Source organism: Cryobacterium sp. 10S3, from assembly GCF_034344045.1.
Lineage (GTDB): Bacteria > Actinomycetota > Actinomycetes > Actinomycetales > Microbacteriaceae > Cryobacterium > Cryobacterium glucosi.
In genome coordinates this window covers 3605977-3631919 of sequence record NZ_CP133773.1, presented here as the reverse complement: position 1 = coordinate 3631919, position 25943 = coordinate 3605977, and the positions used below count along the sequence as shown (strand labels likewise).

24 protein-coding genes are annotated in these 25943 nt (G+C 68.1%); 14 read left to right on the top strand and 10 right to left on the bottom strand.

What is annotated here, in order from left to right; all coding sequences use genetic code 11:
* Nucleotides 1–4: 4 nt before the first annotated feature.
* Nucleotides 5–595 carry a DJ-1/PfpI family protein gene (locus tag RHM57_RS16850; protein ID WP_134562109.1) on the bottom strand — a complete coding sequence of 197 codons (591 nt, stop codon included), beginning with the start codon at nt 593–595 and terminating at the stop codon, nt 5–7.
* Nucleotides 596–748: 153 nt separating this feature from the next.
* On the bottom strand, nt 749–1144 hold the full coding sequence (locus RHM57_RS16845) for a sortase (RefSeq protein ID WP_134449169.1): 396 nt from the start codon (nt 1142–1144) through the stop codon (nt 749–751).
* Between the two features lie 127 nt (nt 1145–1271).
* On the opposite strand from RHM57_RS16845, the gene RHM57_RS16840 reads away from it, so the two are divergent.
* Nucleotides 1272–2738 (top strand): peptide MFS transporter, encoded by a 1467-nt coding sequence (locus RHM57_RS16840; RefSeq protein ID WP_322188877.1) that lies wholly within the window; start codon nt 1272–1274, stop codon nt 2736–2738.
* A gap of 154 nt (nt 2739–2892) precedes the next feature.
* Here RHM57_RS16840 and RHM57_RS16835 read toward each other — a convergent pair whose 3' ends face one another.
* Both RHM57_RS16835 and RHM57_RS16830 read right to left on the bottom strand, forming a co-directional pair.
* The gene (locus RHM57_RS16835; RefSeq protein WP_322136938.1) at nt 2893–4224 is read right to left on the bottom strand and encodes an MFS transporter; all 1332 of its coding nucleotides are present in this window, start codon (nt 4222–4224) and stop codon (nt 2893–2895) included.
* Nucleotides 4221–4697, bottom strand: coding sequence for a MarR family winged helix-turn-helix transcriptional regulator (locus RHM57_RS16830; protein ID WP_322188875.1), 477 nt, complete (start codon nt 4695–4697; stop codon nt 4221–4223). Before RHM57_RS16830 ends, RHM57_RS16835 begins: the two co-directional genes overlap by 4 nt.
* Nucleotides 4698–4787: 90 nt before the next feature.
* Between RHM57_RS16830 and RHM57_RS16825 the strand changes: the two genes are divergently transcribed.
* Both RHM57_RS16825 and RHM57_RS16820 read left to right on the top strand, forming a co-directional pair.
* Nucleotides 4788–5651, top strand: a complete 864-nt coding sequence (locus tag RHM57_RS16825; protein WP_322188873.1) for an alpha/beta fold hydrolase — start codon at nt 4788–4790, stop codon at nt 5649–5651.
* Between the two features lie 9 nt (nt 5652–5660).
* Entirely contained in the window at nt 5661–6710 is a 1050-nt protein-coding gene (locus RHM57_RS16820) for a biotin/lipoate A/B protein ligase family protein (protein ID WP_322188871.1), read from the top strand.
* Between the two features lie 37 nt (nt 6711–6747).
* Here RHM57_RS16820 and RHM57_RS16815 read toward each other — a convergent pair whose 3' ends face one another.
* Nucleotides 6748–7101 carry a GNAT family N-acetyltransferase gene (locus tag RHM57_RS16815; RefSeq protein WP_134449165.1) on the bottom strand — a complete coding sequence of 118 codons (354 nt, stop codon included), beginning with the start codon at nt 7099–7101 and terminating at the stop codon, nt 6748–6750.
* Between the two features lie 34 nt (nt 7102–7135).
* Here RHM57_RS16815 and RHM57_RS16810 point away from each other — a divergent pair, with 34 nt between their 5' ends.
* Nucleotides 7136–8092, top strand: a complete 957-nt coding sequence (locus RHM57_RS16810) for a DNA-methyltransferase (protein WP_134562110.1) — start codon at nt 7136–7138, stop codon at nt 8090–8092.
* Between the two features lie 27 nt (nt 8093–8119).
* Entirely contained in the window at nt 8120–9043 is a 924-nt protein-coding gene (locus tag RHM57_RS16805; protein ID WP_134449163.1) for an LLM class F420-dependent oxidoreductase, read from the top strand.
* Nucleotides 9044–9176: 133 nt separating this feature from the next.
* On the opposite strand, the gene RHM57_RS16800 is transcribed toward RHM57_RS16805, so the two are convergent.
* Nucleotides 9177–10205 carry a LacI family DNA-binding transcriptional regulator gene (locus RHM57_RS16800; protein ID WP_134449162.1) on the bottom strand — a complete coding sequence of 343 codons (1029 nt, stop codon included), beginning with the start codon at nt 10203–10205 and terminating at the stop codon, nt 9177–9179.
* Nucleotides 10206–10511: 306 nt separating this feature from the next.
* Here RHM57_RS16800 and RHM57_RS16795 point away from each other — a divergent pair, with 306 nt between their 5' ends.
* The 3 genes from RHM57_RS16795 (at nt 10512) to RHM57_RS16785 (ending at nt 13981) form a co-directional block, all read left to right on the top strand.
* Complete coding sequence (locus RHM57_RS16795; protein WP_134560671.1) at nt 10512–11843, top strand: ABC transporter substrate-binding protein; 1332 nt, start codon at nt 10512–10514, stop codon at nt 11841–11843.
* Between the two features lie 84 nt (nt 11844–11927).
* Entirely contained in the window at nt 11928–13055 is a 1128-nt protein-coding gene (locus tag RHM57_RS16790) for a carbohydrate ABC transporter permease (protein ID WP_134449160.1), read from the top strand.
* Complete coding sequence (locus tag RHM57_RS16785) at nt 13052–13981, top strand: carbohydrate ABC transporter permease (RefSeq protein WP_174774658.1); 930 nt, start codon at nt 13052–13054, stop codon at nt 13979–13981. The genes RHM57_RS16790 and RHM57_RS16785 overlap by 4 nt, the downstream gene beginning before the upstream one ends.
* A gap of 93 nt (nt 13982–14074) precedes the next feature.
* On the opposite strand, the gene RHM57_RS16780 is transcribed toward RHM57_RS16785, so the two are convergent.
* Together RHM57_RS16780 and RHM57_RS16775 are read right to left on the bottom strand one after the other, a co-directional pair.
* Nucleotides 14075–14755, bottom strand: a complete 681-nt coding sequence (locus RHM57_RS16780) for an NAD(P)-binding oxidoreductase (protein ID WP_134562112.1) — start codon at nt 14753–14755, stop codon at nt 14075–14077.
* Between the two features lie 80 nt (nt 14756–14835).
* A complete protein-coding gene (locus tag RHM57_RS16775; protein WP_322188868.1) occupies nt 14836–16620 on the bottom strand; it encodes an MDR family MFS transporter in 1785 nt (594 codons plus the stop codon).
* A gap of 155 nt (nt 16621–16775) precedes the next feature.
* On the opposite strand from RHM57_RS16775, the gene RHM57_RS16770 reads away from it, so the two are divergent.
* The 3 genes from RHM57_RS16770 (at nt 16776) to RHM57_RS16760 (ending at nt 19953) form a co-directional block, all read left to right on the top strand.
* Complete coding sequence (locus RHM57_RS16770) at nt 16776–17621, top strand: M15 family metallopeptidase (protein ID WP_134562113.1); 846 nt, start codon at nt 16776–16778, stop codon at nt 17619–17621.
* Between the two features lie 98 nt (nt 17622–17719).
* On the top strand, nt 17720–19090 hold the full coding sequence (locus tag RHM57_RS16765; protein WP_322188866.1) for an amidase domain-containing protein: 1371 nt from the start codon (nt 17720–17722) through the stop codon (nt 19088–19090).
* Nucleotides 19091–19188: 98 nt separating this feature from the next.
* A complete protein-coding gene (locus RHM57_RS16760) occupies nt 19189–19953 on the top strand; it encodes an amidase domain-containing protein (protein ID WP_134449156.1) in 765 nt (254 codons plus the stop codon).
* Nucleotides 19954–20038: 85 nt separating this feature from the next.
* On the opposite strand, the gene pgm is transcribed toward RHM57_RS16760, so the two are convergent.
* Nucleotides 20039–21655 carry a phosphoglucomutase (alpha-D-glucose-1,6-bisphosphate-dependent) gene (gene pgm / locus RHM57_RS16755; RefSeq protein ID WP_134562115.1) on the bottom strand — a complete coding sequence of 539 codons (1617 nt, stop codon included), beginning with the start codon at nt 21653–21655 and terminating at the stop codon, nt 20039–20041.
* Nucleotides 21656–21690: 35 nt separating this feature from the next.
* Between pgm and pheA the strand changes: the two genes are divergently transcribed.
* Nucleotides 21691–22626 carry a prephenate dehydratase gene (gene pheA, locus RHM57_RS16750; protein WP_134449154.1) on the top strand — a complete coding sequence of 312 codons (936 nt, stop codon included), beginning with the start codon at nt 21691–21693 and terminating at the stop codon, nt 22624–22626.
* Nucleotides 22627–22781: 155 nt separating this feature from the next.
* Here pheA and RHM57_RS16745 read toward each other — a convergent pair whose 3' ends face one another.
* Nucleotides 22782–23783 (bottom strand): diacylglycerol/lipid kinase family protein, encoded by a 1002-nt coding sequence (locus RHM57_RS16745; RefSeq protein ID WP_322188864.1) that lies wholly within the window; start codon nt 23781–23783, stop codon nt 22782–22784.
* Between the two features lie 48 nt (nt 23784–23831).
* On the opposite strand from RHM57_RS16745, the gene serS reads away from it, so the two are divergent.
* Both serS and RHM57_RS16735 read left to right on the top strand, forming a co-directional pair.
* The gene (serS, locus tag RHM57_RS16740) at nt 23832–25097 is read left to right on the top strand and encodes a serine--tRNA ligase (RefSeq protein ID WP_134449152.1); all 1266 of its coding nucleotides are present in this window, start codon (nt 23832–23834) and stop codon (nt 25095–25097) included.
* Complete coding sequence (locus RHM57_RS16735; protein ID WP_134449151.1) at nt 25094–25903, top strand: HAD family hydrolase; 810 nt, start codon at nt 25094–25096, stop codon at nt 25901–25903. Before serS ends, RHM57_RS16735 begins: the two co-directional genes overlap by 4 nt.
* Nucleotides 25904–25943 lie beyond the last annotated feature (40 nt).

Genomic DNA, 25943 nt, shown 5'->3' with positions numbered 1-25943 from the left:
GGTCTCAGCGAGCCGATGCGAGGGCGGGTTCGGTGGGAGTGACACCGGATGCCGCGAGCAGCTTCATGAATTCGCGCATCCAGCTGGGGTGGTCCGGCCAGGCCCTGCCGGAGACGAGGTTGCCGTCGACGACGCCCGCGCCGTTCTCGAACACGCCCCCGCCGAGTTCGACGTCGATCTGCAGGGCCGGGTACGCAGAGCTCGTGCGGCCGTGGAGCACCCCGGCGGCGGCGAGCAGCATCGGGCCGTGGCACAGTGCGGCGACGGGAGCGTTCCGTTCGAAGAAGTGCCGGACGATCCGCTTCGCGTCCTCGTCGTTGCGGATGTACTCCGGTGCGCGGCCGCCGGGGACGACGATGGCCGCGTAGTCGGCCGGGTCGACGTCCTTGAACGCAACGTCGGCGTCCCAAGTGTGGCCGAGCTTCTCGGTGTAGGTGTCGAAGCCGTCCACGAAGTCATGGACGACGAACTGGAGCTTCCTCTTCTCCGGGGCGCCGATATGCACCTCGAAGCCCTCCTCGAGCAGCCGCTGGTAAGGGTAGAACACCTCGAGGGTCTCGGCGGCGTCGCCGGTGAGAATGAGGATCTTGGTCATGACGTTCCTCTCTGAACGGTGTGAATCTGAACGTTGCTGAACTCAGCGGACGGGTCGTCCGTTGACGCCTTCAGTGTTCCCCCGACCGGCGCGCCGGGCAAGTGCCACCGGCGCAGGCCGGTGCGGAACAGCTGGGAAAGGGTCCAGGCCGGCTCAGACGAACATCAGCACGACGCCGAGGACCGCCGATGCGAGCCCGGTGCCGAGCAGGATCAGCCCGGTCAGGCGCAGGGCCTTGCCCTCCGATTCCGGGGCATGCGTCACCCCGCGGGATGCGTCACGGGAGTGGTACCAGACCTGCACGTCGTCGCCCGGCGCGAGCCGGTGGCTCTCGTGCGTGTTCGCGGCCCGCTCGTGCACGTCCCCCGAGCGGTCGAACCAGCGGATGACCGTGTGCGATCCCGAGGACGCGATCACGCCATCCGTGGCGACCCAGCCGCCCTTGACACCGCGGATCGCAAGCCCGAGGACATAGAGGACGGCGCCTCCGACGAACCCGACGAGGGTCAGGACCTCGCTGATGAGCCCGATGAGGTCGTGCGCGTCCATTCGCCCCCCTCTCGCCCGCACGTCTCGTGCTCGTTCGCCCTGTGACCACGATCGTATCGTGCCCCGGCGCGGCGCCGTGAGGGTCCCCGATGCCCCTGATCCGGGGGCCAGCGGATACAGTCGAGAGATGACCACGGTCGAAAAACCCGTCCCCGCCCACAAAGACCGCAGCTTCTTCGGGCAGCCGCGAGCTCTCGCCAATATCTTCGGCGTGGAAATGTGGGAGCGGTTCTCCTTCTATGGGATGCAGGGCATCCTGCTCCTGTACCTGTACTACTCCGCCGCCGAGGGCGGCCTGGGGATCGAGCAGGCGACGGCCGCCGGCATCGTCGGCGCGTACGGCGGAGGGGTCTATCTCTCGACGATCCTGGGCGCCTGGATCGCCGACCGGGTGCTCGGCAGCGAGAGGGTGCTGTTCTACAGTGCCATCGTGATCATGCTCGGGCATCTCGCCCTCGCCCTCGTGCCCGGCGTCGCAGGCGTGACCGTCGGACTCTTGCTGATCGCGCTCGGCAGCGGTGGCCTGAAGGCCAATGCGACGAGCGTCGTCGGTTCGCTGTACACACGGGACGACCCTCGCCTCGACGCAGGCTTCTCGCTCTTCTACCTCGGGATCAACCTCGGCGCGTTCTTCGGCCCGATCCTGACCGGGCTCCTGCAGACGACGGCCGGCTTCCACTTCGGCTTCGGCCTCGCCGCCGTCGGTATGGCGATCGGGCTCACCCAGTATTCCTTCGGACGCAGGAGCCTGCCCGAGATCGTGCACCAGGTTCCGAACCCGCTCCCGCGCTCGCGCTGGACCCCCTACCTCGTCGGCGCGGTTGCCGCCGCGGCGCTCGTCGTGGTGCTCGTGTTTGTCGGCGTGATCACAGCGGACGGCCTCGTCACCCTCGTGATCGCCCTGACGGTCATCGCGACGATCAGCTACTTCGTCGTCATCCTGCGCAACCGACGGATCAGCATCGTCGAGCGCAAGCGGGTCTACGCCTTCATCCCGCTCTTCCTCGCGAGCGCCGTGTTCTGGTCGCTCTCCCAGCAGCAGTTCACCGTCGTCACGATCTACACGGACGAGCGCCTCGACCGACACTTGTTCGGATGGGAAATCCCGGTGTCCTGGATCCAGTCCTTCAACCCGGTCTTCATCATCCTGCTCTCCGGCGTCTTCGCCGCGCTCTGGACCCGCTGGGGTAGCCGCCAGCCGTCGACTCCGGTCAAGTTCGCGCTCGGCACCGCGGTGATGGGCGTGGCCTTCCTCGGCTTCCTGCCGTTCGTGGGCGGCGGTGCCAACTCGACGCCGATGCTCGCGATGATCGGCATTCTCTTCGTGCTCACGGTCGCCGAGCTCCTGATCGGCCCTGTCGGCCTCGCGCTCACCACGAAGCTCGCGCCCGCGCCGTTCCGAACCCAGATGGTCGCCCTGTTCTTTTTGTCGATCGCCCTGGGCACTGCCGTGTCCGGTTCGCTTGCCCAGTGGTACACCGAGGTCCCCGAGACGCTCTACTTCAGCGTGATCGGCGGCGTCGCGATCCTGTTCGGCATCGGGCTCGCGGTCTTCGCCCGTCCGGTGCTCCGCCTCATGGGCGGCGTGCGCTAGCGGGGTCCCTGCCGCCCTGCGTATCGGCGAGCGGATGCCGCCGGCCGGTCCTCCGGCATCCGTCGCCCCGCCGGTGCGGTCGCCGCCGCGCCGCTTTCGTCAGCCCGCTCCCGAAACGGCGGGCGCGGCCTGCCGAAACCGGCGCGGGCGCGACCTAGCGGGTCGCCTCGATGATCGCGATCTCGCGGGTGGCGGTCTCCACGTCGATGGGGTCGTGGTCGCGTCCGTCGCCGTCGTGGTGCACCTGCATGTGGGGCACGACCCCTCTGCGGTACCGAACGCGCAGGCTGCGGTACCTGATCAGCCAGAACAGCATGGCCCCCGCGGCCAGGATGCCCGAAAGAGCCGCGACGCCCAGCGCCCAGCGCGGGCCGAAGCGGTCGGCGACCCACCCGACGAACGGGGCGCCGAGCGGGGTGCCGCCGGCGAAAATGGCCATGTAGAGCGCCATCACCCGGCCACGCATCGCGGGCTTCGTGGTGGTCTGCACATAGGCGTTCGCGGTCGTCATGAGCGTGAGCGAGAACAGCCCGACGAAGACGAGCGAGACCGCGAAACTGAGATACGTGGGCATCACCGCGGCGATTCCGCACGCCACGCCGAAGAGCGCGGCGCCGGCGACGACGAGGCGCAGTCGCGGGCGGCTTCGACGGGCCGACAGCAGCGCGCCCGCGACCGAGCCGACGGCCATGATGGAACTCAGCAGCCCGAATTCGCCGGCGCCCATGTGGAATTCGACCGTCGCCATGGTTGCGGTGAAGATCGCGAAGTTGAGCCCGAAGGTTCCGATCAGGAAGACCGCGATCAGCACGACGATGATGTCTGGCCGATGCGCGACGTAGCGGAACCCGGCCATCAGCTGGCCCCGCTTCCGCGGTGCCCGCGGCTGGGGGCGCAGTTCGCTCGTGTGCAGCAGGGTCATCGCGACGACCGTCGCGGCGAAGGTGACGGCGTTGATCAGGAACACCCAGCCCGCGCCGACCGCGACCGTCAGCAGGCCGGCGACGGCCGGGCCGATCAGGCGGGCGCCGTTGAACGAGGCCGAATTCAGTGCGACCGCGTTGGACAGGTTGCTGTCGGGGACGAGCTCGGAGACGAAGGTCTGCCGTGCGGGAGAGTCGATCGCGGCGACGATCCCGAGTCCGAGCGCAAAGAGGTAGACATGCCAGAGCTGGGCGACGCCGGTCACGACGATCAGCCCGAGTCCGAGGGCCAGGACGCCCATCAGGCTCTGGGTCATGATCAAGAGCTTGCGCCGATTGAACCGGTCCGCGATCAGGCCGGACCACGGCATCAGCAGGAGTTGCGGCCCGAACTGCAGGGCCATCACGATCCCGACCGCCGTTGCGTTGTGGTCGGTGAGCATCGTCAGGACGATCCAGTCCTGGGCGGTGCGCTGCATCCACGTTCCGATGTTCGACACGAGGGCGCCTGCGAACCAGATTCGGTAGTTCGGGACGCTCAGGGAGCGGAACATGGTACTCAACTGTCGGTGAGCTCCTTCATGACGGTGATGGCCTCGGTGAGCACGCTGCGCTGTTCGGGGCTGAGCTTGGCGATGCGGAGGGCGAGCCAGGCATCCCGTCGGTTGCGGGTCTCGTGCATGAGGGTGCGACCGGAGTCGGTCACGGTGAGGATGATCTTGCGGCCGTCGTCCGTGGAGCCCGCCCGGTGGACGAGGCCGGCCGATACGAGCACCCCGACGGTGCGGCTCATCGAGGGCGGAGTGACCCGCTCATGCTCGCTGAGTTCGCGCAGGGTGAATGGACCGTTGAAGAAGAGGGAGCCGAGGGCGGAGAACTGGCTCGCGCTCAGCTCGTTGTCGGCCTTCTCCTGGCGCAGGCGACGGGCGAGGCGACCGTTTGCGACGCGGAAGTCATGGCTGAGCTCTGCAACGCTCGGCCGGTGTCCGGCGTGGGTGTCCGGCGGGGTCACGGCCGGTTCGAGCATGGATTCCATAACTCATAACTGTAACCGTTTAGCGAGGCTAAGTATTCCCGTGAATTCTCCCGTTCTGACAGACTTCTCCCGTTCTGTCAGACTGGCCGCGTGCCTACCTATACGGATGACTATGGCGTCACCTTCGAGTACTACGTGTGGCCGGTGCCGCGCCCGCGGGCGGTCGTTCAGGTGGTGCACGGCGTCGGTGAACACGCCAACCGCTATACCGAGCTCGTCGGCCGGCTGAACGAGGCCGGCTACACCGTGTACGCGGACGACCACCGCGGCCACGGGCAGACCGGGCTGCGACAGTATGCGGGCGACACGACCAGGCTCGGACGGCTCGGCCCCGGCGGGTTGCGGGCCGCGGTCGCCGGCGTGTATCAGCTGAGCGGCATCATCCGCTCGGCGCACCCGCACCTGCCGCTCGTTCTGCTGGGGCACAGCTGGGGCTCGTTCATGGCGCAGATGATCCTCAACGAGCACACGGATGCCTATGCCGCGGTGGTCCTGACCGGTACCGCCTATCGCTGGCCGGGCTACCTCAACGGCGGGGACCTCAATGCGCGGCACAAGCACCTCGGAACGACGGGCGTCGAATGGCTCAGCCGTGATCCCGCGGTCGCGGACGCCTTTGTCGCCGATCCGCTGACGACCATGACGCCGCTCGCGAAGCTCTTCGGCCTCCGGGAGGCCGCGCGGCTCTTCGGACGTCCGGCGCGCGGACTGCCGGCCGACCTCCCGCTCCTGATCCTCGTCGGCGGGGACGACACCGTTGGCGGGGAGCGCAGCGCAACCATGCTCAAGAACGCATACGCGCGGCGCTCAGGGTTGCGGGACATTCGCCTGGTGGTATATCCCGGTGCCCGGCATGAAGTCTTCAACGAAACGAACCGCGCCGAGGTCTTCGACGAGCTGATCGGCTGGCTCGACAGGCAGTTACCCCCGGGGGTCGGCGGGATCGACGGTTAGGCTGGCCTCATGCATGGTGAATACAAGGTCCCTGGTGGCAAGCTCGTGGTCGTCGACCTGGACGTCGTCGACGACACGATCGTCAATTTCCGGCTGGCTGGGGACTTCTTCCTCGAGCCAGACGATGCCCTCGGGGCGATCAATGCGGCCGTGACCGGCCTGCCGGCCGGCACAGATGCTGCAGGGCTCGCCGCCGCGGTGCGCGCGGCCCTGCCACCCCAGGCCACCCTGCTCGGGTTCTCCCCCGAGGCCGTGGCGGTCGCGATCCGCAGGTCCCTCGTGCAGGCGAGTGGCTGGCGGGACTACGACTGGCAGCTCGTGCACTCCAAGGCCGTGCCCCCGGTGATGCAGATGGCGCTCGACGAGGTGCTCGCGATCGAGGTCGGCGAGGGCAGGCGTAAGCCCACGCTGCGGATCTGGGAGTGGACGGAGCCCGCCGTCGTCATCGGAAGCTTCCAGTCGCTCCGGAACGAGGTCGACGCCGAGCAGGCGGAGGCCCACGGCTTCACCGTCGTCCGCCGGATCAGCGGCGGCGGCGCCATGTTCATGGAGGCAGGCTCGGTCATCACATACTCGATCTACGCTCCCACCGCGCTCGTGCAGGGAATGACCTTCGCCGACTCCTACGCCTTCCTCGACGAATGGGTGCTCACCGCGCTGCGCTCGCTGGGCATCGACGCGCACTACCAGCCGCTCAACGACATCACGAGCCCGACCGGCAAGATCGGCGGCGCCGCGCAGAAGCGTCTCGGCAGCGGTGCCGTGCTGCACCACGTGACTATGAGCTACGACATGGACGGCGAGAAGATGGTGCAGGTACTGCGCATCGGTCGCGAAAAGCTCAGCGACAAGGGCATCACGAGCGCCGTCAAACGGGTCGACCCGCTCCGCAGCCAGACCGGCCTCAGCCGTGCCGAGATCATCGACAGGATGAAGCAGACCTTCACAACCCTGTACGGCGCGGTAGACGGGGACATCACCGAGGCGGAATACGCCGCCGCCGAGGCGCTCGTGGCGAGCAAGTTCGGCACCGACGAGTGGATCGCCCGCGTCCCCTGACCGACGGTCGAGGCCTGCTCGAGGGGGGGGACGGCGGCTACCGGCCGCGGGTCAGCAGGTCCTGGTATTCGGCGTGCTTGTCGATCCACGCGACGACATAGGGGCAGACGGCGACGACCGTCAGGTCAGTGCGCTCGCGCATGTCGTCGAGGGCCTGCTCGACGAGGATGCTCGCGAGTCCTTCGCCCCGGTGCCGGGGGTCGACTTCGACGTGGGTGAAGAGCACCCGGGAGCCGTCGATCTCATAGTCGGCGAAACCCGCGGTCGTGTCCCCGAAGAGCAGGCTGTACCGGGAGAGGGCCGGCTCATGCCGGAAGGTGGGCCGCGCGGTATCCTGCGTCGTCGCATCCGCCGGAGTCGTTGATTCGGTCGTCGGGGAGTCTGTAGTCATCCCCATAGAGTAAGCCGACTGACACAATGAGGGAATGCCAACCGCGTGGTCCCCGTCCTCCCCCAACCGTGTCGTCCATGCAGACAACCTCGAAATCCTGCCTGCCCTTCCCGACGGGGCGTTCACGCTGATCTATCTCGACCCGCCCTTTAATACCGGTCGCAAGCAGAATCGGCGCACGACCACTTCGGTGCGAGTGGCTGCGGTGACCGGGTCTGTCCCTGACCCGGCATCGGCGGACGCCCCCCTGATTGGGGTCGCTGTGTCTTCGCCGCGAGCGGGCGGTTTGGCGGCCGCCGGCACCATCACGGGGTTCAAGGGGCAGCTCTACGAGCGGATCAAGGGCGACCTGCTCGGCTACGACGACCAGTTCGAGGACTACTGGGCCTTCCTCGAACCCAGGCTGATCGAGGCCTGGCGACTCCTCGCCGAAGACGGCACCCTCTACCTGCACCTCGACTACCGCGAGGCGCACTACGCCAAGGTCCTCCTCGACGCGCTCTTCGGCCGCGACTGCTTCCTCAACGAACTGATCTGGGCCTACGACTACGGCGCGAAGTCCAAGAACCGCTGGCCGACCAAGCACGACACGATCCTCGTCTACGTGAAGAACCCGCAGCACTACTACTTCGACTCGACGACGGTCGACCGCGAGCCGTACATGGCCCCCGGCCTCGTCACGCCGGAGAAGGTCGCGCGCGGCAAGCTGCCCACGGATGTCTGGTGGCACACGATCGTGTCGCCGACGGGCAAGGAGAAGACCGGTTACCCCACGCAGAAGCCGGTCGGCATCCTGCGGCGGATGATCCAGGCCTCGAGTCGCGAGGGCGACTGGGTGCTCGACTTCTTCGCAGGCAGCGGCACGACGGGTGCCGTCGCCGAGTCCCTCGGCCGCCGCTTCCTGCTCGTCGACCAGAACCCGGAGTCGATCCAGGTGATGCGCACCCGGTTCGCGGCCCTTCCGGAGGTCGAATTCCTCGACGCGTCCTGATTCCGGGCCGTCTGGGAGACTGGACGGATGAGACTCCGCATCTTCACAGAACCCCAGCAGGGCGCCAGCTACGACGACATCCTCGCGGTCGCGCAGGCCACAGAGGCGCTCGGGTTCGATGCGTTCTTCCGCTCAGACCACTACATGGTCATGGGCGACGGCGGCGGGCTGCCCGGACCGACGGATGCCTGGACGACCCTCGCCGGACTCGCCCGCGAGACCAGCCGCATCCGCCTGGGCACCCTCGTCTCCTCGGTGACCTACCGGGCGCCGGGGATCCTCGCGATCCAGGTCGCCCAGGTCGACCAGATGTCGGGAGGCCGGGTCGAGCTCGGGCTCGGCACCGGCTGGTTCGAGAAGGAGCACCTCGCCTATGGCATCCCGTTCCCGGCCAAACGCTTCGGCATGCTCGAGGAGCAGCTCGAAATCGTCACCGGGCTCTGGGAGACGCCTGTCGGCGATCGATATGACTTCACCGGTGAGCATTACACCCTCGTCGATTCCCCCGCCCTCCCGAAACCCGCCCAGCAGCGGGTTCCCGTGATCGTCGGCGGCGGCGGGGCGAAGCGCACCCCGGCCCTCGCGGCCCGCTTCGCGACCGAGTTCAACCTGCCGTTCCCCGAGTTCGCCGATATCCCCGGCAAGTTCGCCGGCGTGCGGGCGGCGTGTGCGACGATCGGGCGGGACCCGGGGGAGTTGCACTATTCCGTGGCGCTCATCGCGGTCGCCGGGCGCGATGAGTCCGAGTTCGCACGCCGGGCCGCCGCGGTCGGCCGGGAGCCCGCCGAGCTGCGCGAGCACGGCCTCGCCGGTACCGCCGCGGAGATCGTCGACCGTCTCGGCGCCCTCGCAGAAGCCGGCGTCGACACCGTCTACCTTCAGATCATGGACCTCGCCGACCTGGACCACCTCGACTTCATCGCCCGCGAGGTCGCACCCCGGCTTCCCTGAGCGTTCGAGCGCGGCTGTGGCCGGGCGCGGGGTTCCGCGAGAGTACACTTTCGGCCCCTAAACCGCGGGTTTAAGGGCCACAAGTGCACTCTCGCGAGCAGGGGGCGGTGCGGGGCGGATGCTGCGGAGCGGGTCAGGCGGACTCGCGCAGCACCAGGCTGGTCGGCATGATGTTGCGGTGCGGCACGGTCTCGTCGTCCGCGAGCAGGCGCAGGAGCAGGTCCGCCATTGCGAAGCCCATCTCCTTCGAGGGCTGGCTCACGGTGGTCATCCCGATCGGCCCCGAGGTGGCCGCCGGGCTGTCGTCGTATGCGACAACCGCGATGTCCCTCGGCACGGCCCTGCCCAGCTCGGCGAGGACGCCGAGCGCGCCGGTCGCCATCAGGTCGCTCGCCACGAAGAGGGCGTCGATGTCCGGGCAGCGCTCGAGCAGGCGGCGGGTGGCCGCCGCGGCCCCTGAGGCCGTGAAGTCGGCGTGCTCGACGGCATCCGTCGCGAGGCCCGCGTTCTCGAGCACCCGGCGGAACCCGGTGAGGCGGTCGATGCCTGCCGGCATGTCGACGGGCCCGGTGATCGTGCCGATCCGGCGCCTGCCGATGTCGACAAGGTGCTGGACGCCGCTCATGGAGCCCGCGATGTTGTCGACGTCGACGAAGTAGTTGTTCGCGCCGGAGTCGTTGGTCGGGCGCCCACCGAAGACGACCGGCATCGTGGATTCGAGGTCGGCGACGAAGTTGTCCCCGGTGTGGTGCGAGATGACGAGTGCCCCGTCGACGTTTCCCGCGCGCAGGTAACGCATGGTCTTGTGACGCGGGTCAGTCGAGGCGACCAGAAGGTTGAGCGTGTAGTCGCTCTCGTCGAGGCGCTGGGTGATGCCCTGCACGACGGCGGCGAAGTAGGGATCGCCGAAGAACTTCGTCATGTCTTCCGGCACGACGAGGGCGACAGACTGGGTCTGCCGGCTGGCAAGCGAGCGGGCAGCGCGGTTGGGCACGTAATTGAGCCGTTCGATCGCGGCCGTGACTGACACGACGACCTCCGGCCGCACCTTGGGCGACCCGTTGACGACGCGGCTCACGGTGGCGCGGGACACGCCGGCCTCGGCCGCCACCATTTCGAGCGTCGGCTGCGGCGGACGCGCGTTGCGGACTCCCGATGTCATGGGGTCAGTCTATTTGGATGCGCGCAGCGCGCTGGCACACCGGAGCCGGAGCGCCGTCCCGAGGCGGGCGCGGGGCACTCCGCAGGGTCGCGGCCGAATGGGTTTCGTGTCGCCTTGACAAGGGATCGGTGGGTGACCTAGTGTTGCGTTGATCAGTGAGAGCGCTCTCATACCAAAATGAGAGCGCTCTCACAACCCCGTTGGACGGGCGCCTCTCCCTGAGAGCCACCCGCCAGGCGCCGGTCGCTTGCAACACACATTTCTCGCATTACACACACGCACAAACACGCACACAAAGGAGTGACAGTGAAGTTCTCACGACGCACCAAGGTCGGGGCAGCAGTAGCCTGCGCCGCATCCTTCGCCCTCATTGCGACGGGCTGTTCATCGGCAGGAACCGGCACCTCAGCCAGTGCCGCACCGGTCGAACTGACCGTCACGACGTTCGGCACCATGGGCATGGATGCTCTCTACGCCCAGTACGAGGCCTCGCACCCCGGCATCACCATCAAGGCCAACAACATCGACACCGGTGGCAATGCCCAGACGGATGCCTTCACCAAGATCGCGGCAGGCAGCGGCCTCTCCGACGTTCTCGCCGTCGAGGAAGGCTGGCTGGGCGCGATTCAGAACGTCTCGAGCCAGTTCACCGACCTCAAGGCTTACGGTGCAGACTCGGTCAAGGACCGCTGGGTTTCGTGGAAGGTCGACCAGGCCACCGACAAGGACGGTCGCATCATCGGATACGGCACGGACATCGGCCCGGAGGGCATCTGCTACAACAGCAAGGCCTTCGCAGCAGCCGGTCTCCCGACCGACCGCGCCGCAGTCGCCACCCTGCTCGGGGGCAGCGGCTCCACCTGGGACAAGTACTTCGCGGTGGGCGAGCAGTACCAGAAGGCAACCGGCAAGGCGTGGTTCGACCAGTCCGGCTTCATCTGGAACTCGATGGTCAACCAGCTCCCCGAGGGCTATTACACCAAGGACGGCAAGCTCAACGTCGAGAACAACGCAGACCTGAAGTCCGCATGGACGAAGCTCGCCGCCGCAAACGCGGCCGGCCTCTCCGCCAAGCAGACCCAGTGGGACTGGAACAAGGGCACGTCGTTCACCGACGGCACCTTCGCAACCTTCATGTGCCCGGGCTGGATGCTCGGAGTGGTCCAGGGCCAGGTCAAGACCGCCGGCGGCGACGCCGTCGGCGCGACGGCCGGCTGGGACTTCGCCGACGTCTTCCCCGGAGGAGCCGCCAACTGGGGCGGGTCGTTCCTGACCGTTCCGACGCAGTCGAAGCACCCGAAGGAAGCCGCTGAACTGGCCACCTGGCTGACCGACGCCAAGCAGGAAGTCGCCGAATTCCAGGCGGCAGGCGCGTTCCCGAGCGTCACGGCCGCCCAGACCGATCCTGCACTCGCTGCGGGGACCGGCATCTCGGCCTTCTTCAACGACGCACCGATCGCATCCATCCTGAGCAAGCGCGCCGATGGCGTGAAGGCCCAGTACAAGGGACCGGATGACTCCACGATCCAGGAGAAGGTCTTCGGACCGTCCACGATCTCCCTCGATCAGGGCGTGTCAGGCGACAAGGCCTGGTCCGACGCCATGACGCTGTTCAACCAGCTCATCGTCAACAAGTAGCAGCAAGCATCCGCTCGGTGGGAGTGCCCCGGTACCTGCGCCCGCAGGCGCCGGGGCACTCCCGCTCGAAGGCAGAAAGCCACCATGACACTCACACGTGAACCAGAAGCCAGCAGCCCGCCGCGGCCCGACCGTACCGGTCGCAAGAGCGCCCTCACCTACAAGCACCGGCTCAGCCGCCTGGACGTGAAGCTCTCGCCCTACCTGTACATCTCGCCGTTCTTCGTGCTCTTCGGCGTCGTCGGCCTGTTCCCGCTGGTGTACACCTTCGTGGTGTCGCTCAACCACTGGAACCTGCTGAGCGGCCCGGGGGAGTGGGTCGGATTCGACAACTACGCCGCCGAACTGAACGACCCGCTGTTCTGGAACTCGCTGTTCAACACGATGAGCATCTTCCTGCTCTCGAGCATCCCGCAGCTCATCGCCGCGACCTTCATCGCCGCGGTTCTCGACCAGAACCTGCGGGCCAAGACCTTCTGGCGCATGAGCGTCCTGATCCCGTACGTGGTGACTCCGGTCGCCGTCGCGCTGATCTTCTCGAACATGTTCAGCGAGCAGAACGGCATGATCAACCACCTCCTGAGCTTCGTCGGCGTCGATCCGGTGATGTGGAAGACGGATGTCTTCCCCAGTCACATCGCGATCGCCAGCATGGTGAACTGGCGCTGGACCGGGTACAACGCCCTCATCCTCCTCGCCGCCATGCAATCGGTGCCGCGCGACATCCACGAATCGGCAGCCCTCGACGGGGCCGGATTCTTCCGCCGGTTCTTCTCGATCACGCTGCCGAGCATCCGCCCCACCATGATCTTCGTGATCATCACCGCCACCATCGGTGGCCTGCAGATCTTCACGGAGCCTCGCCTGTACGATGCGACGACCCCGACGCCGGGCGGCGCCCACCGGCAATTCCAGACCACCGTGCTCTATCTCTGGGAGATGGCGTTCCAGCGGCAGAACTTCGGCAAGGCCTCGGCCGTCGCCTTCATCCTGTTCCTCATCATCGTGGCGTTCGGCGTCCTGAACTTCCTGATTTCTCAGCGCATCGCCACCACGGATTCCCGCACGGACGTCAAGTCTGCGAAACGGGTGCTGCGGCGCAAGGCCGCGGCCGACCGGGAGGCTGCACTGGCGGCATCCGGAGCGGGCGAGCCCGTTGATTCCCCTCCATCCAGCACGCTCCCCACCGGCGCGAAGGAGCCCAGATCATGACCGGCACACTCACCCCAACTCCCACCGAGCCGGTTCGGCCGGCCCGGCCCGTCAAGCCCCGCGCCGAGAAGAACCCCGCCGGGCGGATGAAGGGCCACAAGGGCCTGGGGATCGACAGACGACCCGGTTTCCTCACGTACGGCATCCTGCTCGCCCTGTTCCTCGGTGGTGCGTACCCGCTCTGGTGGTCGGTCGTCGTCGGCTCGAGCTCATCATCCGTATTGAGCCAGGAATGGCCGCCGCTCCTCCCGGGCGGACAGTTCTGGATCAACGTCGCCGCCGTCTTCGACACGATCCCGTTCTGGCAGGCGCTGCTCAACAGCGTCGTGGTGTCGACGATCATCACGGTCTCCGTGGTCTCGTTCTCCACGCTCGCCGGCTACGCCTTTGCGAAGCTGCGCTTCCGAGGCAGCAACGGGCTGATGGTCTTCGTCGTCGGGACCATGGCGATTCCCACCCAGCTCGGGATCATCCCGTTGTTCATCCTGATGCGTCAGTTCGGCTGGACCGGTTCCGTCGGTGCCATCATCATCCCGACCCTCGTCACCGCGTTCGGCGTGTTCTTCATGCGGCAGTACCTCGTCGACGTCATCCCCGACGAGCTCATCGAGGCAGCCCGTGTCGACGGCGCGAACATGATCACGACCTTCTGGAACGTCGCGGTGCCCGCGGCACGACCGGCGATGGCGATCCTCTCGCTGTTCACCTTCATGATGGCCTGGACGGACTTCCTCTGGCCGATGATCGTGTCCCCGCAGAACCCGACACTCCAGGTCGCGCTCAGCCAGCTCCAGTCCGCCAAGTACGTGGACTATTCCGTCGTCCTCGCCGGCGCCGTGCTCGCGACGCTTCCCCTGCTGATCCTGTTCGTCCTCGCCGGCAAGCAGCTCATCTCCGGCATCATGGCGGGCGCCGTCAAGGGCTGATTCCCGTCCGATCAGAAACGCGAAAGCGGGTGAATCGTCGTTCTCGAATGGTGAGAACGACGATTCACCCGCTTTCGCGGTCTACAGCGCCGGTCAGGCGAGGGCGGAGACCGCGGCCTGGACCGGCGTGCGGCCGGAGACCAGGTACAGCGTCTCGAGGGCGCCGGAGCCCGAGACGATGAGCGCGGCGAGCACCGCCGCGACGTCCGCGCGCGGGATCGTGCCGCGCACCTCCGGGATACCCGGACCGGTGTGCTCGAGGGTCACGAGCCCGGCGGCCGGCTCGTCGGTGAGACCGGCCGGGCGCACGATCGTCCAGGCGAGGTCCCGGCGCACGAGATCCTCCTCCGCGGCGAGCTTGGCGCGGAGGTAGGCCACGAAGTCCGCGGGCACTCCGGCCGGTTCGGCGTCGTCGCGCACGAGGTCGGCCCCGGTCGACGAGACCTGCAGGAACCGGCGCACGCCTGCGGTCTCCGCCGCATCGGCGAGTAGAACGGATGCCCCCAGGTCGACGCTCGTCTTGCGCGCGTCGCCGCTGCCCCCGCCTGCGCCTGCGGCGAAGACGGCCACGTCGGCCCCGGACAGAACCTCCGCGAGCTCGGCGGGAGTCGTTGCCTCGAGATCGAGCACGACCGGGGTCGCGCCGTCGGTGCGGAGGTCGTCCGCCTGGTTCGGGTTCCGGATCAGTCCGATCACCTCGTGGCCGTCAGCCGTGAGGTCCCGGGTCAGAAGCCGGGCGATCTTTCCGTGTCCACCTGCAATTACAATACGCATCTCAAGGACAACGCCGCCGGGCGCTCCCGAATTCCCGCGCCCGGCATCCGCCCGCCAACCGCCCGTGTCGGGCGCCCGTGTCAGGCGCGGCCCGGGCGTTCGAATTCGTCGGTGTCGAGCCCCGGCTCGACGAGGGCTCCCATCGTGTCGGCGGCGTGCTGCGCGATCATGGCCTCGGAGGCCCGCTCGGTTGCCTGTGTCGCGGCGTGCTCGTCGGCCGCTTCCTGCATGGCGCTCTTCTTGCGGAGCGGATCGACCTTGAGGAAGAGGCTCAGTACGAAGGCGATCAGCACGACGACGAGGCTCACCCAGAACACCGTGACCGTGGCGTCGTTGAAGCCGACGAGGAAAGGCTGCGAGAGCCGAGGGTCCGCCGCGTTCAGGAACGAGGTGTCCCCGTCGAGGGCCGTCCCGAGCCCGGCCGGTTTCTGTAACAGGGCCAGGATGCCGGCGTTGGCTGGGTCGGCGAGCACGGCCGGATCTGAGGCGGCCGCCTTGACGCCGGCGACGATCGTCGGATTGCCGAATGCCGCGCCGAGGGTGTCCGGGATGCGGGTGAAGAGCACCGAGAACAGCACGGCGGTGCCGAGCGTGCCACCGATCTGACGGAAGAACGTCGAAGCGGATGTCGCGACGCCGATGTCCCGCGGTCCCACCGAGTTCTGGCTCGCGATGGTCAGCGTCTGCATGAGCTGGCCGAGACCGAGACCCACGAGGAGCATGCCCGTCATCATGAACCAGACCGGCTTGTCCGCGGTCGCGAAGGTGAAGAGCAAGAACCCGCCGGCCATGAACGCGGTGCCGACCGTGGGGAAGACGCGGTACTTGCCGGTGCGGGCGATGATCTGGCCGCTCACGATCGAGGAGATCATCAGGCCGAGGATCATCGGGAGCATCATGAAGCCGCTCTCGGTCGGGGTGGCGCCGTTCACGAGCTGCAGGTAGAGCGGGACGGTCATCATCGCGCCGAACATTCCGAAACCGACGAAGACGCCGAGCACGGTCGCCATCGAGAACGTCGCCGACCGGAAGAGCTTGAGCGGGATGAGCGCGTCATCGCCCATCAGCCGCTCGGCCACGATGAACAGCACGATGCCGAGCACGCCGGTCACGTAGCAGGCGACCGAGGTGAACGACCACCAGCCCCAGGTGCGGCCCTGTTCGGCGACGAGCAGCAGCGGCACTGCGGCGACGATGACTGTAACGGCACCCCACCAGTCGATCCGTACGGGACGCTTGAAGTGCGGGATGTGCAGGAAGCGGATCACGATGATGAGCGCGACGATGCCGATCGGGATGTTGATCAGGAACACCCACCGCCAGCCGGTGATGCCGAGGATCGTCGTCGCGCCGGAGAGGACACCGCCGATGAGCGGGCCGATGACGCTCGAAATGCCGAAGACGGCGAGGAAGTAGCCCTGGTACTTGGCGCGCTCCCGCGGCGCGAGCATGTCGCCCATGATCGTGAGCGGAAGGGCCATCAGGCCGCCGGCGCCGAGGCCCTGGATCGCCCTGAATACCGCAAGCTCATACATCGAGTGCGACATCCCGGCCAGGAGGGACCCGATCAGGAACACGGTGATCGCGATCAGGAACAGCGGCCGGCGCCCGAAGATGTCACTGAGTTTGCCGTAGATCGGCGTGCTGATGCACGAGACGATCAGGTACGCGGTCGTCACCCAGGCCTGCAGCGACATTCCGTCGAGGTCGTCGGCGATGGTGCGCATCGACGTCCCGACGATGGTCTGGTCGAGAGCCGACAGGAACATCCCGGCCATCAGGCCGAAGATGACGAACAGGATCTGCCGGTGCGACATCAGGGGAGCGGAGGCGGGCGAGGAGGCGGAAGCGGGAGGAGTTTGCATCGTCTGCAAAGTTACACGACGGGCAGGGAATCATCAACAGATTCCCGGACCCCGTTCCCGGCCGTTGGGGGGTGTTTCGGCACGCTCGTGGGGCGAGTCCCGGGACTAGGCTCATGAGCGTGCGTACAGAAGGTCAAACGGGGGGTTCACACAGGATGGGTTGGCGACGGATCACGGCTATCTCCCTCGCTGCCGTTCTCGTGGCCGGCGGGGCCGTCGCGCTCGGTTTTTTCGCGACTCACGCCCCGGCATCCGTCGCAACGGCGCTGCCCGGCGCGACGCCAGACCCCGGGTCTCCCGCGACGCACACGCCCGGCGACCGGCCGACACCCACGGATGCCGCGCGCCCGGCCCCGACCGCATCACCGACGCCGATAGCGTTGGTCCCGCGCTTCGACAAGGCGGCGCGTTCGCACGATGACCCGACCAGCATCTGGGTCGTCGTCGACAAGGACCGCCCCCTGCAGCCGGCCGATTACACCCCGCCGGATCTCGTGACCGTGCCCGTGCCGCACGTCTGGGAACCGCAGCTCCGCCGGGAGGCATCCGACGCCGTCGTGGCCCTTTTCGCCGCCTTCACGGCCGAGACCGGGCTGAAGCTGCAGTCGCAGAGTTCCTACCGCAGTTATCCCACCCAGGTCGCGGTGTACAACGACGACGTCTCGGCCCACGGGCAGGCCGTCGCGGACACGAGCACCGCCCGGCCGGGCACGAGCGAACACCAGACCGGCCTCGCGATCGACATCAGCGCCCTGCCGGCGAGTTGCTCCCTCGACGCCTGCTTCGGGGCGACTCCCCAGGGCACCTGGCTCGCGCACAACGCCTGGAAATACGGTTTCCTGCTCCGTTATCCGGAGGACAAGGTCGCCGTGACCGGCTACGCGTATGAACCGTGGCATTTCCGCTACATCGGCGTCGACCTCGCGACCGAAATGCACACGGATGGCGTGACCACTCTCGAGGAATTCTTCGGTCTCCCGGCGGCCCCGACCTATCACTAGGTCCGGCTCACGCATGGGTTTCGGAGGTTCCGCACAGGGTTCTGGCATGTGCGCGTGTTCGCATGTCGGGTCCCCGTCCGCCGTCCAGAAACGATTTCGTGCGCCCCCATACACGTCCTGAAGGTCCCGCCCGCTCCCGCCATCGCCGGGAAGATCCACTGCCCCTCCGCCCCATCAGCCCTCCACGGCCGACCGATTCGCCGTCCTCGGACTCCCTGTCGACAGGCTCCCTGGCGACCGCCGCCCGCTCCTCCGACTCCCTCGGCGTCGTCCGTTCCCGGCACCGCCTCGAGAAGGCGCCGTCCGGCCACCGCCCGCTGATCTGGCTGGCCGGCTCGGCCGCCGCCGCCAGCCTGTGCTTCGGCCTCTTCGTCCCGCTCTCGAGCCAGGCGTCCCCCGGGGTCGCCACCGCGGCATCCGCCCCACTCGCGGCCTCGCGCCCGGTGCCGGCGAGTGTCGTGGCCGCCGTGCCCGTCGTGGCCGGCAGCCCCGTCATCTACAGCGCGGTGAGCGCCGGCGACGGCGGCTCTGCCGGACCTGTCACCGGCGGAACGGTCGTGAGCGTCACCGGCTCCGGGCTCGCGGGAGTGTCGGGCGTGAGCTTCGGCGGCAACGCCGGCACCGTGCTCTCGGCGACCGACACGACGGTCACCATCTCGACGCCCGCGTCGACCGACTACGGCACCGGTTCCGTGGCGGTCTCGCTCGTCGACAGCACCGGGGCGATCGTTCCCGTCGCGAGCACCCCTGCGGATGCCGCGAACGCCGCCGCAGCGGCCGCGACAGCAGTCGCCGCGTCGAAGGCGTCTTCGGTCGCGTCGCTCTCGCAGGCGATCACGCCCCTCGTGGATGCCGCGGCCCCCCTCGCCGCCGCGACCCCGACCCCGGCCCCGAGCGGCGCAGCGAGCGCCCTCGCGAGCACCGGCGCCGCGGCCGACACCTCACCCGCTGTGGCCGTCGCCGCCGGCGTGAGCCCGCTCACCTTCCAGTACGTCCCCGACCCGCGCATCACGGCCCAGATCGGCTACGTGCGCGCCCACTGGAACTCATACAACTCCGCCGTCTACGGCGCCATCGGCGGCAACGACTGCGTCAACTTCACGAGCCAGTCGCTGATCGCGCGCGGGTGGACGATGGACGCCGAGTGGTCCTATAGCGCTGCAGGCGCCGGATACAGCTCCGCCTGGTCGAGCTCGACCGCGTTCGCCGCGTACCTGTCCGCCCACCCCGAGCGTGCCACGCCGCTCACCGCCGGCGAAAGCAGCCGGGTCAAGGTGGGCGACATCGTGCAATTCGACTGGGACCGCTCCGGCGACAAAGACCACACCGGAATCGTCACCCGCGTCGTCAAGGACACCTCGGGAACGCACCTCTATTACGCAGGTCACACCGAAGATAGCCTCGACAAGTCCGTCGAGGAATCCCTCGCGAACACCGGGGGAACGGTGAGCTACTGGAGCGTCGCCTAGCCCGGCGATTCAGCGACACTTCATAGCTTGGCGGGCAGTTTTCCCATTGAAGTGTGATTATCTGGATATATCCCCCCCCCAAATGAGACGAGGAATTCGTGCAGTTCACCCGACGCTTTCGCATCAGCGCAGCCGCGCTCGCGTTCGCTGCTCTCGTGATCGGCACCGCCGCCGTCGCATCCTGGGGCGACGACGATTCAGACTCGGCGCGAGCGGAGATCGCCACATCGGTGACCCCCACAGACACCGCGACCCCTCGGGCGACGCCGGCGGATGCCGGTGCTCCCGTCGCCGTCGACACCGCGCCTGTCGCGACCGCAACGCCGACACCCGCTCCGGCGCCCGTGACGACCGCCGCGCCCGCCCCCGTCGCGGCGGCTTCGACCGGCGGAGTGCAGGCCCAGGTCGACTACATGATCGCGCACTGGACGAACTACAACACGGCGGACTACGGCGTCGTCACCGACAACGACTGCGTCAACTTCACGAGCCAGTCCCTGATCCAGCGCGGCTGGGCCATGGACGGCAGCTGGTGGTCCAAGGGCACCGGCTCGTCCTTCACCCACTCGAACGCCTGGGTCAGCTCGACCGCGTTCCGCAACTACCTCGCGAGCTCTGGGCGTGCGACCGCGCTCACCGACCAGCAGCGCGACCAGGTCAAGGTCGGCGACGTCGTGCAGTTCGACTGGGACAACTCGGGCGACCGCGACCACACCGGCGTCGTGACCCGCATCGAGGGCAGCGGCGACGACATCGTCATCTACTACGCAGGCCACACCGACGACACCGACTACCGTTCCGTCGACTACGCGATCACCGTGAAGCACCCGGGCGCCACCGCGTACTACTGGAGCATCCCCTAACCACCGGCCGCGTCACACGACGGATGCCGCCGCCCGCGCCCGCCGACCGGCGAACGTGCGCGACGGCATCCGTCTACGAAAATGTCTACGCGATGGCGGCGTCGACGATCGCCTTCGCCTCGAGCTGCACCTGGCGGAGGTGCTCCGGGCCCTTGAAGGACTCGGCGTAGATCTTGTAGACGTCCTCTGTGCCGCTCGGCCGGGCGGCGAACCAGGCGTTCTCGGTGACGACCTTGAGGCCGCCGATCGCGGCCCCGTTGCCTGGGGCGTGGCTGAGCTTCGCGAGGATCTTCTCGCCGGCGAGTTCGGTCGCGGTGATCGCGTCGCCGTCGAGCTTGCCGAGCTGGGCCTTCTGCGCGGGCGTCGCCGCGGCATCCACCCGGGCGTACGCCGGGTCGCCGAAGTGCTCGACGAGTTCGGCGTAGCGCTGGCTCGGGCTCTTGCCGGTGACGGCGAGGATCTCGGAGGCGAGCAGGGCCAGCAGGATACCGTCCTTGTCCGTCGTCCAGACCGTGCCGTCGAAGCGCACGAAGCTCGCACCGGCGCTCTCCTCGCCGCCGAACGCGACCGAACCGTCGATGAGCCCGGGCACGAACCACTTGAACCCGACCGGCACCTCCCAGAGGTCGCGGCCGAGGAAGCCGGCGACCCGGTCGATCATCGTCGAGGAGACGAGCGTCTTGCCGATCGCGGCGTCAGCGCGCCAGCCCTCGCGGTGGCTGTAGAGGTAGTCGATCGCGACGGCGAGGAAGTGGTTCGGGTTCATCAGGCCGCCGTCCGGCGTGACGATGCCGTGCCGGTCGGCGTCGGCGTCGTTGCCGGTGAGGATGTCGAAGTCGTCCTTGTGGGCGATGACCGAGGCCATCGCGGAGGGGCTCGACGGGTCCATCCGGATCTTGGAGTCCCAGTCCAGGGTCATGAAGCGCCAGGTCGGGTCGACCTTGGGGTTCGTGACGGTGAGATTGAGCTCGTAGCGGTCGCGGATCGCTCCCCAGTAGCCGACGCTCGCGCCGCCGAGGGGGTCTGCGCCGATGCGGATGCCGCTCGCCTTGATGGCGGCCATGTCGATGATGTTCTCGAGGTCGTTCACGTACGCACCGCGGAAGTCGTAGGTCTCGACCGCGCTCGGTTCGCTCATCTTCACGTCGACGAGTCCGCCGGCGATGAGCTCGTTGGCGCGCGCGGCGATCCAGGAGGTGGCGTCGCTGTCGGCCGGTCCACCGTGCGGGGGGTTGTACTTGAAGCCGCCGTCGGTCGGGGGGTTGTGGCTGGGGGTGACGACGATGCCGTCGGCCTCATCGGTGTTCCCTGCCCGGTTGTAGGCGAGGATCGCGTGCGAGAGCGACGGGGTGGGCACGTAGTCGTCGAACTCGTCGACGAGCACGCGCACGCCGTTGCCGACGAGCACTTCGAGCGCCGTCGTGTACGCCGGGGCGCTCAGCGCGTGCGGGTCCGTCCCGATGAAAAGGGGGCCCGTGATGCCCTGATTGGTGCGGTACTCGACGATGGCCTGCGTCGTCGCGATGATGTGGTTCTCGTTGAAGGCCGTGTTCAGCGAACTGCCACGGTGCCCGGAGGTGCCGAATGCCACCCGTTGGGCGGGCACGGTCACATCGGGTTTCAGGTCGTAGTACGCCTTGATCAGCGCGTCGACATCGATCAGGTCTGATTCCAGGGCCGGAGTGCCCGCACGTTCATTCATGTCCCCAGTCTGGCACTGCAAGTAGGCTGTGAGCCATGTCCGAGACGCGCAAAGCCAGCTACAGCTTCCTGGGGCCGGCGGGCACCTTCACCGAGGCGGCACTCGCCCAGGTGCCCGAGGCGCGCGGCCAGGCCTGGCGCTCCGTCAACAACGTGGGCGAGGCGCTCGCCGACGTCGTCTCCGGTCGCAGCGTCGCCGCGATGATCGCGATCGAGAATTCCGTCGACGGCGGCGTGTCCGCCACCCAGGACGCGCTCGCGAAGGTGCCGGACCTCCGGATCATCGGCGAGTATCTCGTGCCGGTGAACTTCGTGCTCGTGGCCAGGCCGGGCACGACGCTTGCCGACGTGAAGATCGTCGCCGCGCATCCGGTCGCATACGCCCAGTGCCGGAACTGGCTCGAGACGAACGTTCCGCACCACGGCCACATCCCCGCCTCGAGCAATGTGGCGGCGCCGGCCTCACTGCTCGAGACCGAACAGGCGGATGCCGCGGTCGCCCCTCCGGGGATCGAGAACCATCTCGACCTCACGGTTCTCGCCACCGACATCGGTGACAACCCGAACGCCGTCACCCGGTTCGTGCTGGTCAGCCGCACGACCGTGATCCCGGAACGCACCGGTGCGGACAAGACGAGCCTCATCGTCGAGCTGCCGGAGGACCGCGCGGGGGCGCTCCTCGAATTGCTCGAGCAGTTCGCGACCCGCGGGGTCAACCTTTCGCTGATCCAGTCGCGTCCGATCGGCGACGCGCTCGGTCGCTACCGGTTCGTGATCGACGCCGACGGGCACATCCACGACGAACGCGTCGCCGACGCCCTGCTCGGCCTGCGCCGGTTCAGCCCGAAGGTGATCTTCCTCGGCTCGTACCCCCGGGCCGACCTGCAGCAGAACGAGTACACCAAGCGCTACGACGACGACGTCTACATCGGCGCGCGCGCCTGGCTCGACGCCCTCCTCCGCGGCGCCTGACCCGCCACCCCCGCCCCGCGCCCCGCCGCGCCGCTCCCCGGTCTCCTTCGGTCCGCGAGAGTACACTTTTGGCCCTCAAACCGCGTGGTTTAAGGGCCAAAAGTGTACTCTCGCGAGCAGGAACGCAGGCGGAGTAGGGCGGGGCCGGGGGGGCGTTACGCGGAAGCGGGTGCGGGCATCCGCACGGTGAGCGCGCCGGGGTCGGCACGCAGGGAGACGGCGCGCACCGGGCCGAACTCGTCGCCGTCGATCTCGAACTCCTGCGGGTGCTCGAGCACGATCCTGATCCGTGAACCCCGAAGCGTCGTCATCACCCGTTCGTTGCTCGACTCGCTCTGGGCGATGATCCTGCGCCCGACCGCGGAGCGGCGCAGCACGCCGTTCTCCCACGTCACCCTGCGCCAGATGGTCAGCCAGCCGAGGACGCCCTTGGGCTGCAGCACGGCGATGTCGAGAATCCCGTCGTCCACCTGGGCATCGGGCAGGAACTGGATGTTGCCCGGCAGGACACCGCAGTTCGCGACCAGGATCGTGCTCACGTGCGCCGGCCGGTCGGTGCGACCCTCGAGGCTATAACGGATGCGGAATGGCTTCGACTTCGGGATCACCCGCATTCCGGCATCGACATACGCGAGCCAGCCGACCTGTTTCTTGAGATCGGCGCTCGTGTTGGCGATCATCTGGGCATCGAGCCCGAGGCCGGCCATCACCAGGAAGACGTGTTCGGCTTTCTTACCCTCGGTGTCGGTGAGCACTGCGACGCCGAGGTCGATCGCCCGGTCCACGCCGCCGAACGCGATCTCCACCGCCGCATCGAGGCTCGCGAGCGGCAGCGCCAGGTTTCGGGCCAACAGGTTCCCCGTGCCGGCCGGCACGATCGCGAGGGCAACGCCCGTGTCGCGCAGGGCCTCGGCGACCGCGCGCACGGTGCCGTCCCCTCCCGCCGCGAGCACCACGGATGCCCCTTGTTCGATCGCCGTCCGGGTCGCCCGCTGACCGGCATCCGTCTCGGTCGTCGACAGCCACACCGTGCCCGACCACCCGGCGGCGGACTCCGCCGCTGCGACGCTCGCGCGGAGCTTGACCACGTCAACCTTGATCGGGTTGTACACGACGGCCGCTCGACGGCCGCTCGGAGTCTCACCGGGAGTATTCACGGGGTAAGGCTAGCAAGGCGCTCCGGCGGGCGCTTGTAGACTGGCACGGTGATTGATCCTGTACTGCTGCGAGAGAATCCCGATCTGATCAAGCGTTCGCAGAAGGCGCGGGGCGCTTCGGTCGAAGCTGTCGACGCCGCGCTCGCCGCGGACACGGCCAGGCGCACCTCGATCAAGGCCTACGAAGACCTGCGCGCCGCCCAGAACCAGTTCGGCAAGCAGGTCGCGAGCGCGCCCCCCGCCGAGAAGAAGGCCCTCGTCGCCGAGGCCCAGGCCCTCGCCGCCCGGGTCAAGGCCGCTGCGGCGACCGCGACGGATGCCGAGGCGGACTTCACCGGGATCGTCCGCACCCTCGCCAATCCCATCATCGACGGCGTCCCGGCCGGAGGCGAGGAGAACTTCACCACGCTCCGCACCCACGGCGAGATCCCCACCTTCGACTTCGAGGCCCGCGATCACCTCGAGCTGGGCGAAATGCTCGGCGCGATCGACATGGCCCGCGGCGCGAAGGTGTCCGGAGCGCGCTTCTACTTCATGCGCGGCATCGGAGCCCGGCTCGAGATCGCCCTGATGAACATGGCCCTCGACCGCGCGCTCCAGGCCGGGTTCATCCCCCTGATCACGCCCACGCTCGTCCGCCCGGAGATCATGGACGGCACCGGCTTCCTCGGCGAGCACGCCGACGAGATCTACTACCTTCCCGCAGACGACCTCTACCTCACCGGCACGAGCGAGGTTGCGCTCGCCGGGTACCACTCCGACGAGATCCTCGACCTGAATGATGGCCCGCTGCGCTACGCCGGCTGGTCCACCTGTTACCGCCGCGAGGCCGGCTCCGGCGGCAAGGACACTCGCGGCATCATCCGGGTGCACCAGTTCAACAAGCTCGAGATGTTCACCTACGTCCTCCCCGAGAACGCCGAGGCAGAGCACGACCGCCTCGTCGCCCTGCAGGAGGGCATGCTGCAGTCCCTCGGTCTCAGCTACCGCGTGATCGACGTCGCAGCGGGCGACCTCGGGTCGAGCGCGGCCCGCAAATTCGACATCGAGGCGTGGGTGCCCACCCAGAACGCCTACCGCGAGCTGACCAGCACGAGCAACTGCACCACGTACCAGGCCCGACGTCTGGACATCCGCTATCGCACCGAATCGGGCAAGACCGCGCCGGTCGCCACCCTCAACGGCACCCTCGCGACCACGCGTTGGATCGTCGCGATTCTCGAGACGCACCAGCGAGCGGATGGCTCGGTGCTCGTCCCCGAGGCGCTGCGGCCCTGGCTCGGCGGCCTCGAAGTCCTCGAGCCGATCCGATGACCGCGACCGTCTCGCCCTGGCTCGTCGCCCTCGACATCGACGGAACCACCGTGCACGAAGACGGTTCGATCAGCCCCGCCGTGCTCGAAGAGGTACAGCGGCTCACCCGCTCCGGGCACGAGATCATGCTCGCAACCGGTCGTTCGACGGCGGCCACCCTGCCGGTGCTCGAGCGCCTCGACATCACGCCCCGCTACGTGGTCTGCTCTAATGGTGCGATCACCCTGCGCCGGGACCTGACCGCGCCGACCGGGTATCGCCGCGAATGGGTCGAGACCTTCGACCCGAGCGAGGTGCTGCTCTCGATCCGCTCGCACCTCGGCGACGCACGCTACGCCGTCGAAGACGAGCACGGCTTCTACCGGTACACCGAACCCTTCCCGGATGCCACCATCGGCCTCGACAGTGAACACGTCGAGTTCGACGAGCTGCTCCGCCACGAGGCCACCCGCGTCGTCGTCATCTCGCCTGACCACGAGATGGAAGACTTCCTGCAGGTCGTCGAGCAGATGGGCCTCAACCGGGTGAGCTACTCGATCGGCTGGACCGCGTGGCTCGACATCGCGCCCGACGGCGTCAACAAGGCCACCGCAATGGAGCGGGTCCGAGCCGAGCTGGACATCCCCCGTGCCCGGGTGATGGCCGTCGGTGACGGACGCAACGACATCGAGATGCTCGAGTGGGCCGGGCTCGAGGGCCGCGGCGTTGCCATGGGCCAGTCCCCCCATGAGGTGCTCGCGGCGGCCGGGGAGATCACGGGAGCCGTGCTCGACGACGGCCTCGCCACGGTTCTCGCGTCACTCTGACGCCGCTCCGGCACCCCTCCGAACCGCCTCGCTGCGGGCG

Coding starts and splice junctions, on each gene's coding strand:
- RHM57_RS16850 (WP_134562109.1), bottom strand. CDS start 595: ATGACCAAGATCCTCATTCTCACCGGCGACGCCGCCGAGACCCTCGAG.
- RHM57_RS16845 (WP_134449169.1), bottom strand. CDS start 1,144: ATGGACGCGCACGACCTCATCGGGCTCATCAGCGAGGTCCTGACCCTC.
- RHM57_RS16840 (WP_322188877.1), top strand. CDS start 1,272: ATGACCACGGTCGAAAAACCCGTCCCCGCCCACAAAGACCGCAGCTTC.
- RHM57_RS16830 (WP_322188875.1), bottom strand. CDS start 4,697: ATGGAATCCATGCTCGAACCGGCCGTGACCCCGCCGGACACCCACGCC.
- RHM57_RS16820 (WP_322188871.1), top strand. CDS start 5,661: ATGCATGGTGAATACAAGGTCCCTGGTGGCAAGCTCGTGGTCGTCGAC.
- RHM57_RS16815 (WP_134449165.1), bottom strand. CDS start 7,101: ATGACTACAGACTCCCCGACGACCGAATCAACGACTCCGGCGGATGCG.
- RHM57_RS16810 (WP_134562110.1), top strand. CDS start 7,136: ATGCCAACCGCGTGGTCCCCGTCCTCCCCCAACCGTGTCGTCCATGCA.
- RHM57_RS16805 (WP_134449163.1), top strand. CDS start 8,120: ATGAGACTCCGCATCTTCACAGAACCCCAGCAGGGCGCCAGCTACGAC.
- RHM57_RS16800 (WP_134449162.1), bottom strand. CDS start 10,205: ATGACATCGGGAGTCCGCAACGCGCGTCCGCCGCAGCCGACGCTCGAA.
- RHM57_RS16790 (WP_134449160.1), top strand. CDS start 11,928: ATGACACTCACACGTGAACCAGAAGCCAGCAGCCCGCCGCGGCCCGAC.
- RHM57_RS16785 (WP_174774658.1), top strand. CDS start 13,052: ATGACCGGCACACTCACCCCAACTCCCACCGAGCCGGTTCGGCCGGCC.
- RHM57_RS16780 (WP_134562112.1), bottom strand. CDS start 14,755: ATGCGTATTGTAATTGCAGGTGGACACGGAAAGATCGCCCGGCTTCTG.
- RHM57_RS16775 (WP_322188868.1), bottom strand. CDS start 16,620: ATGCAAACTCCTCCCGCTTCCGCCTCCTCGCCCGCCTCCGCTCCCCTG.
- RHM57_RS16770 (WP_134562113.1), top strand. CDS start 16,776: ATGGGTTGGCGACGGATCACGGCTATCTCCCTCGCTGCCGTTCTCGTG.
- pgm (WP_134562115.1), bottom strand. CDS start 21,655: ATGAATGAACGTGCGGGCACTCCGGCCCTGGAATCAGACCTGATCGAT.
- pheA (WP_134449154.1), top strand. CDS start 21,691: ATGTCCGAGACGCGCAAAGCCAGCTACAGCTTCCTGGGGCCGGCGGGC.
- RHM57_RS16735 (WP_134449151.1), top strand. CDS start 25,094: ATGACCGCGACCGTCTCGCCCTGGCTCGTCGCCCTCGACATCGACGGA.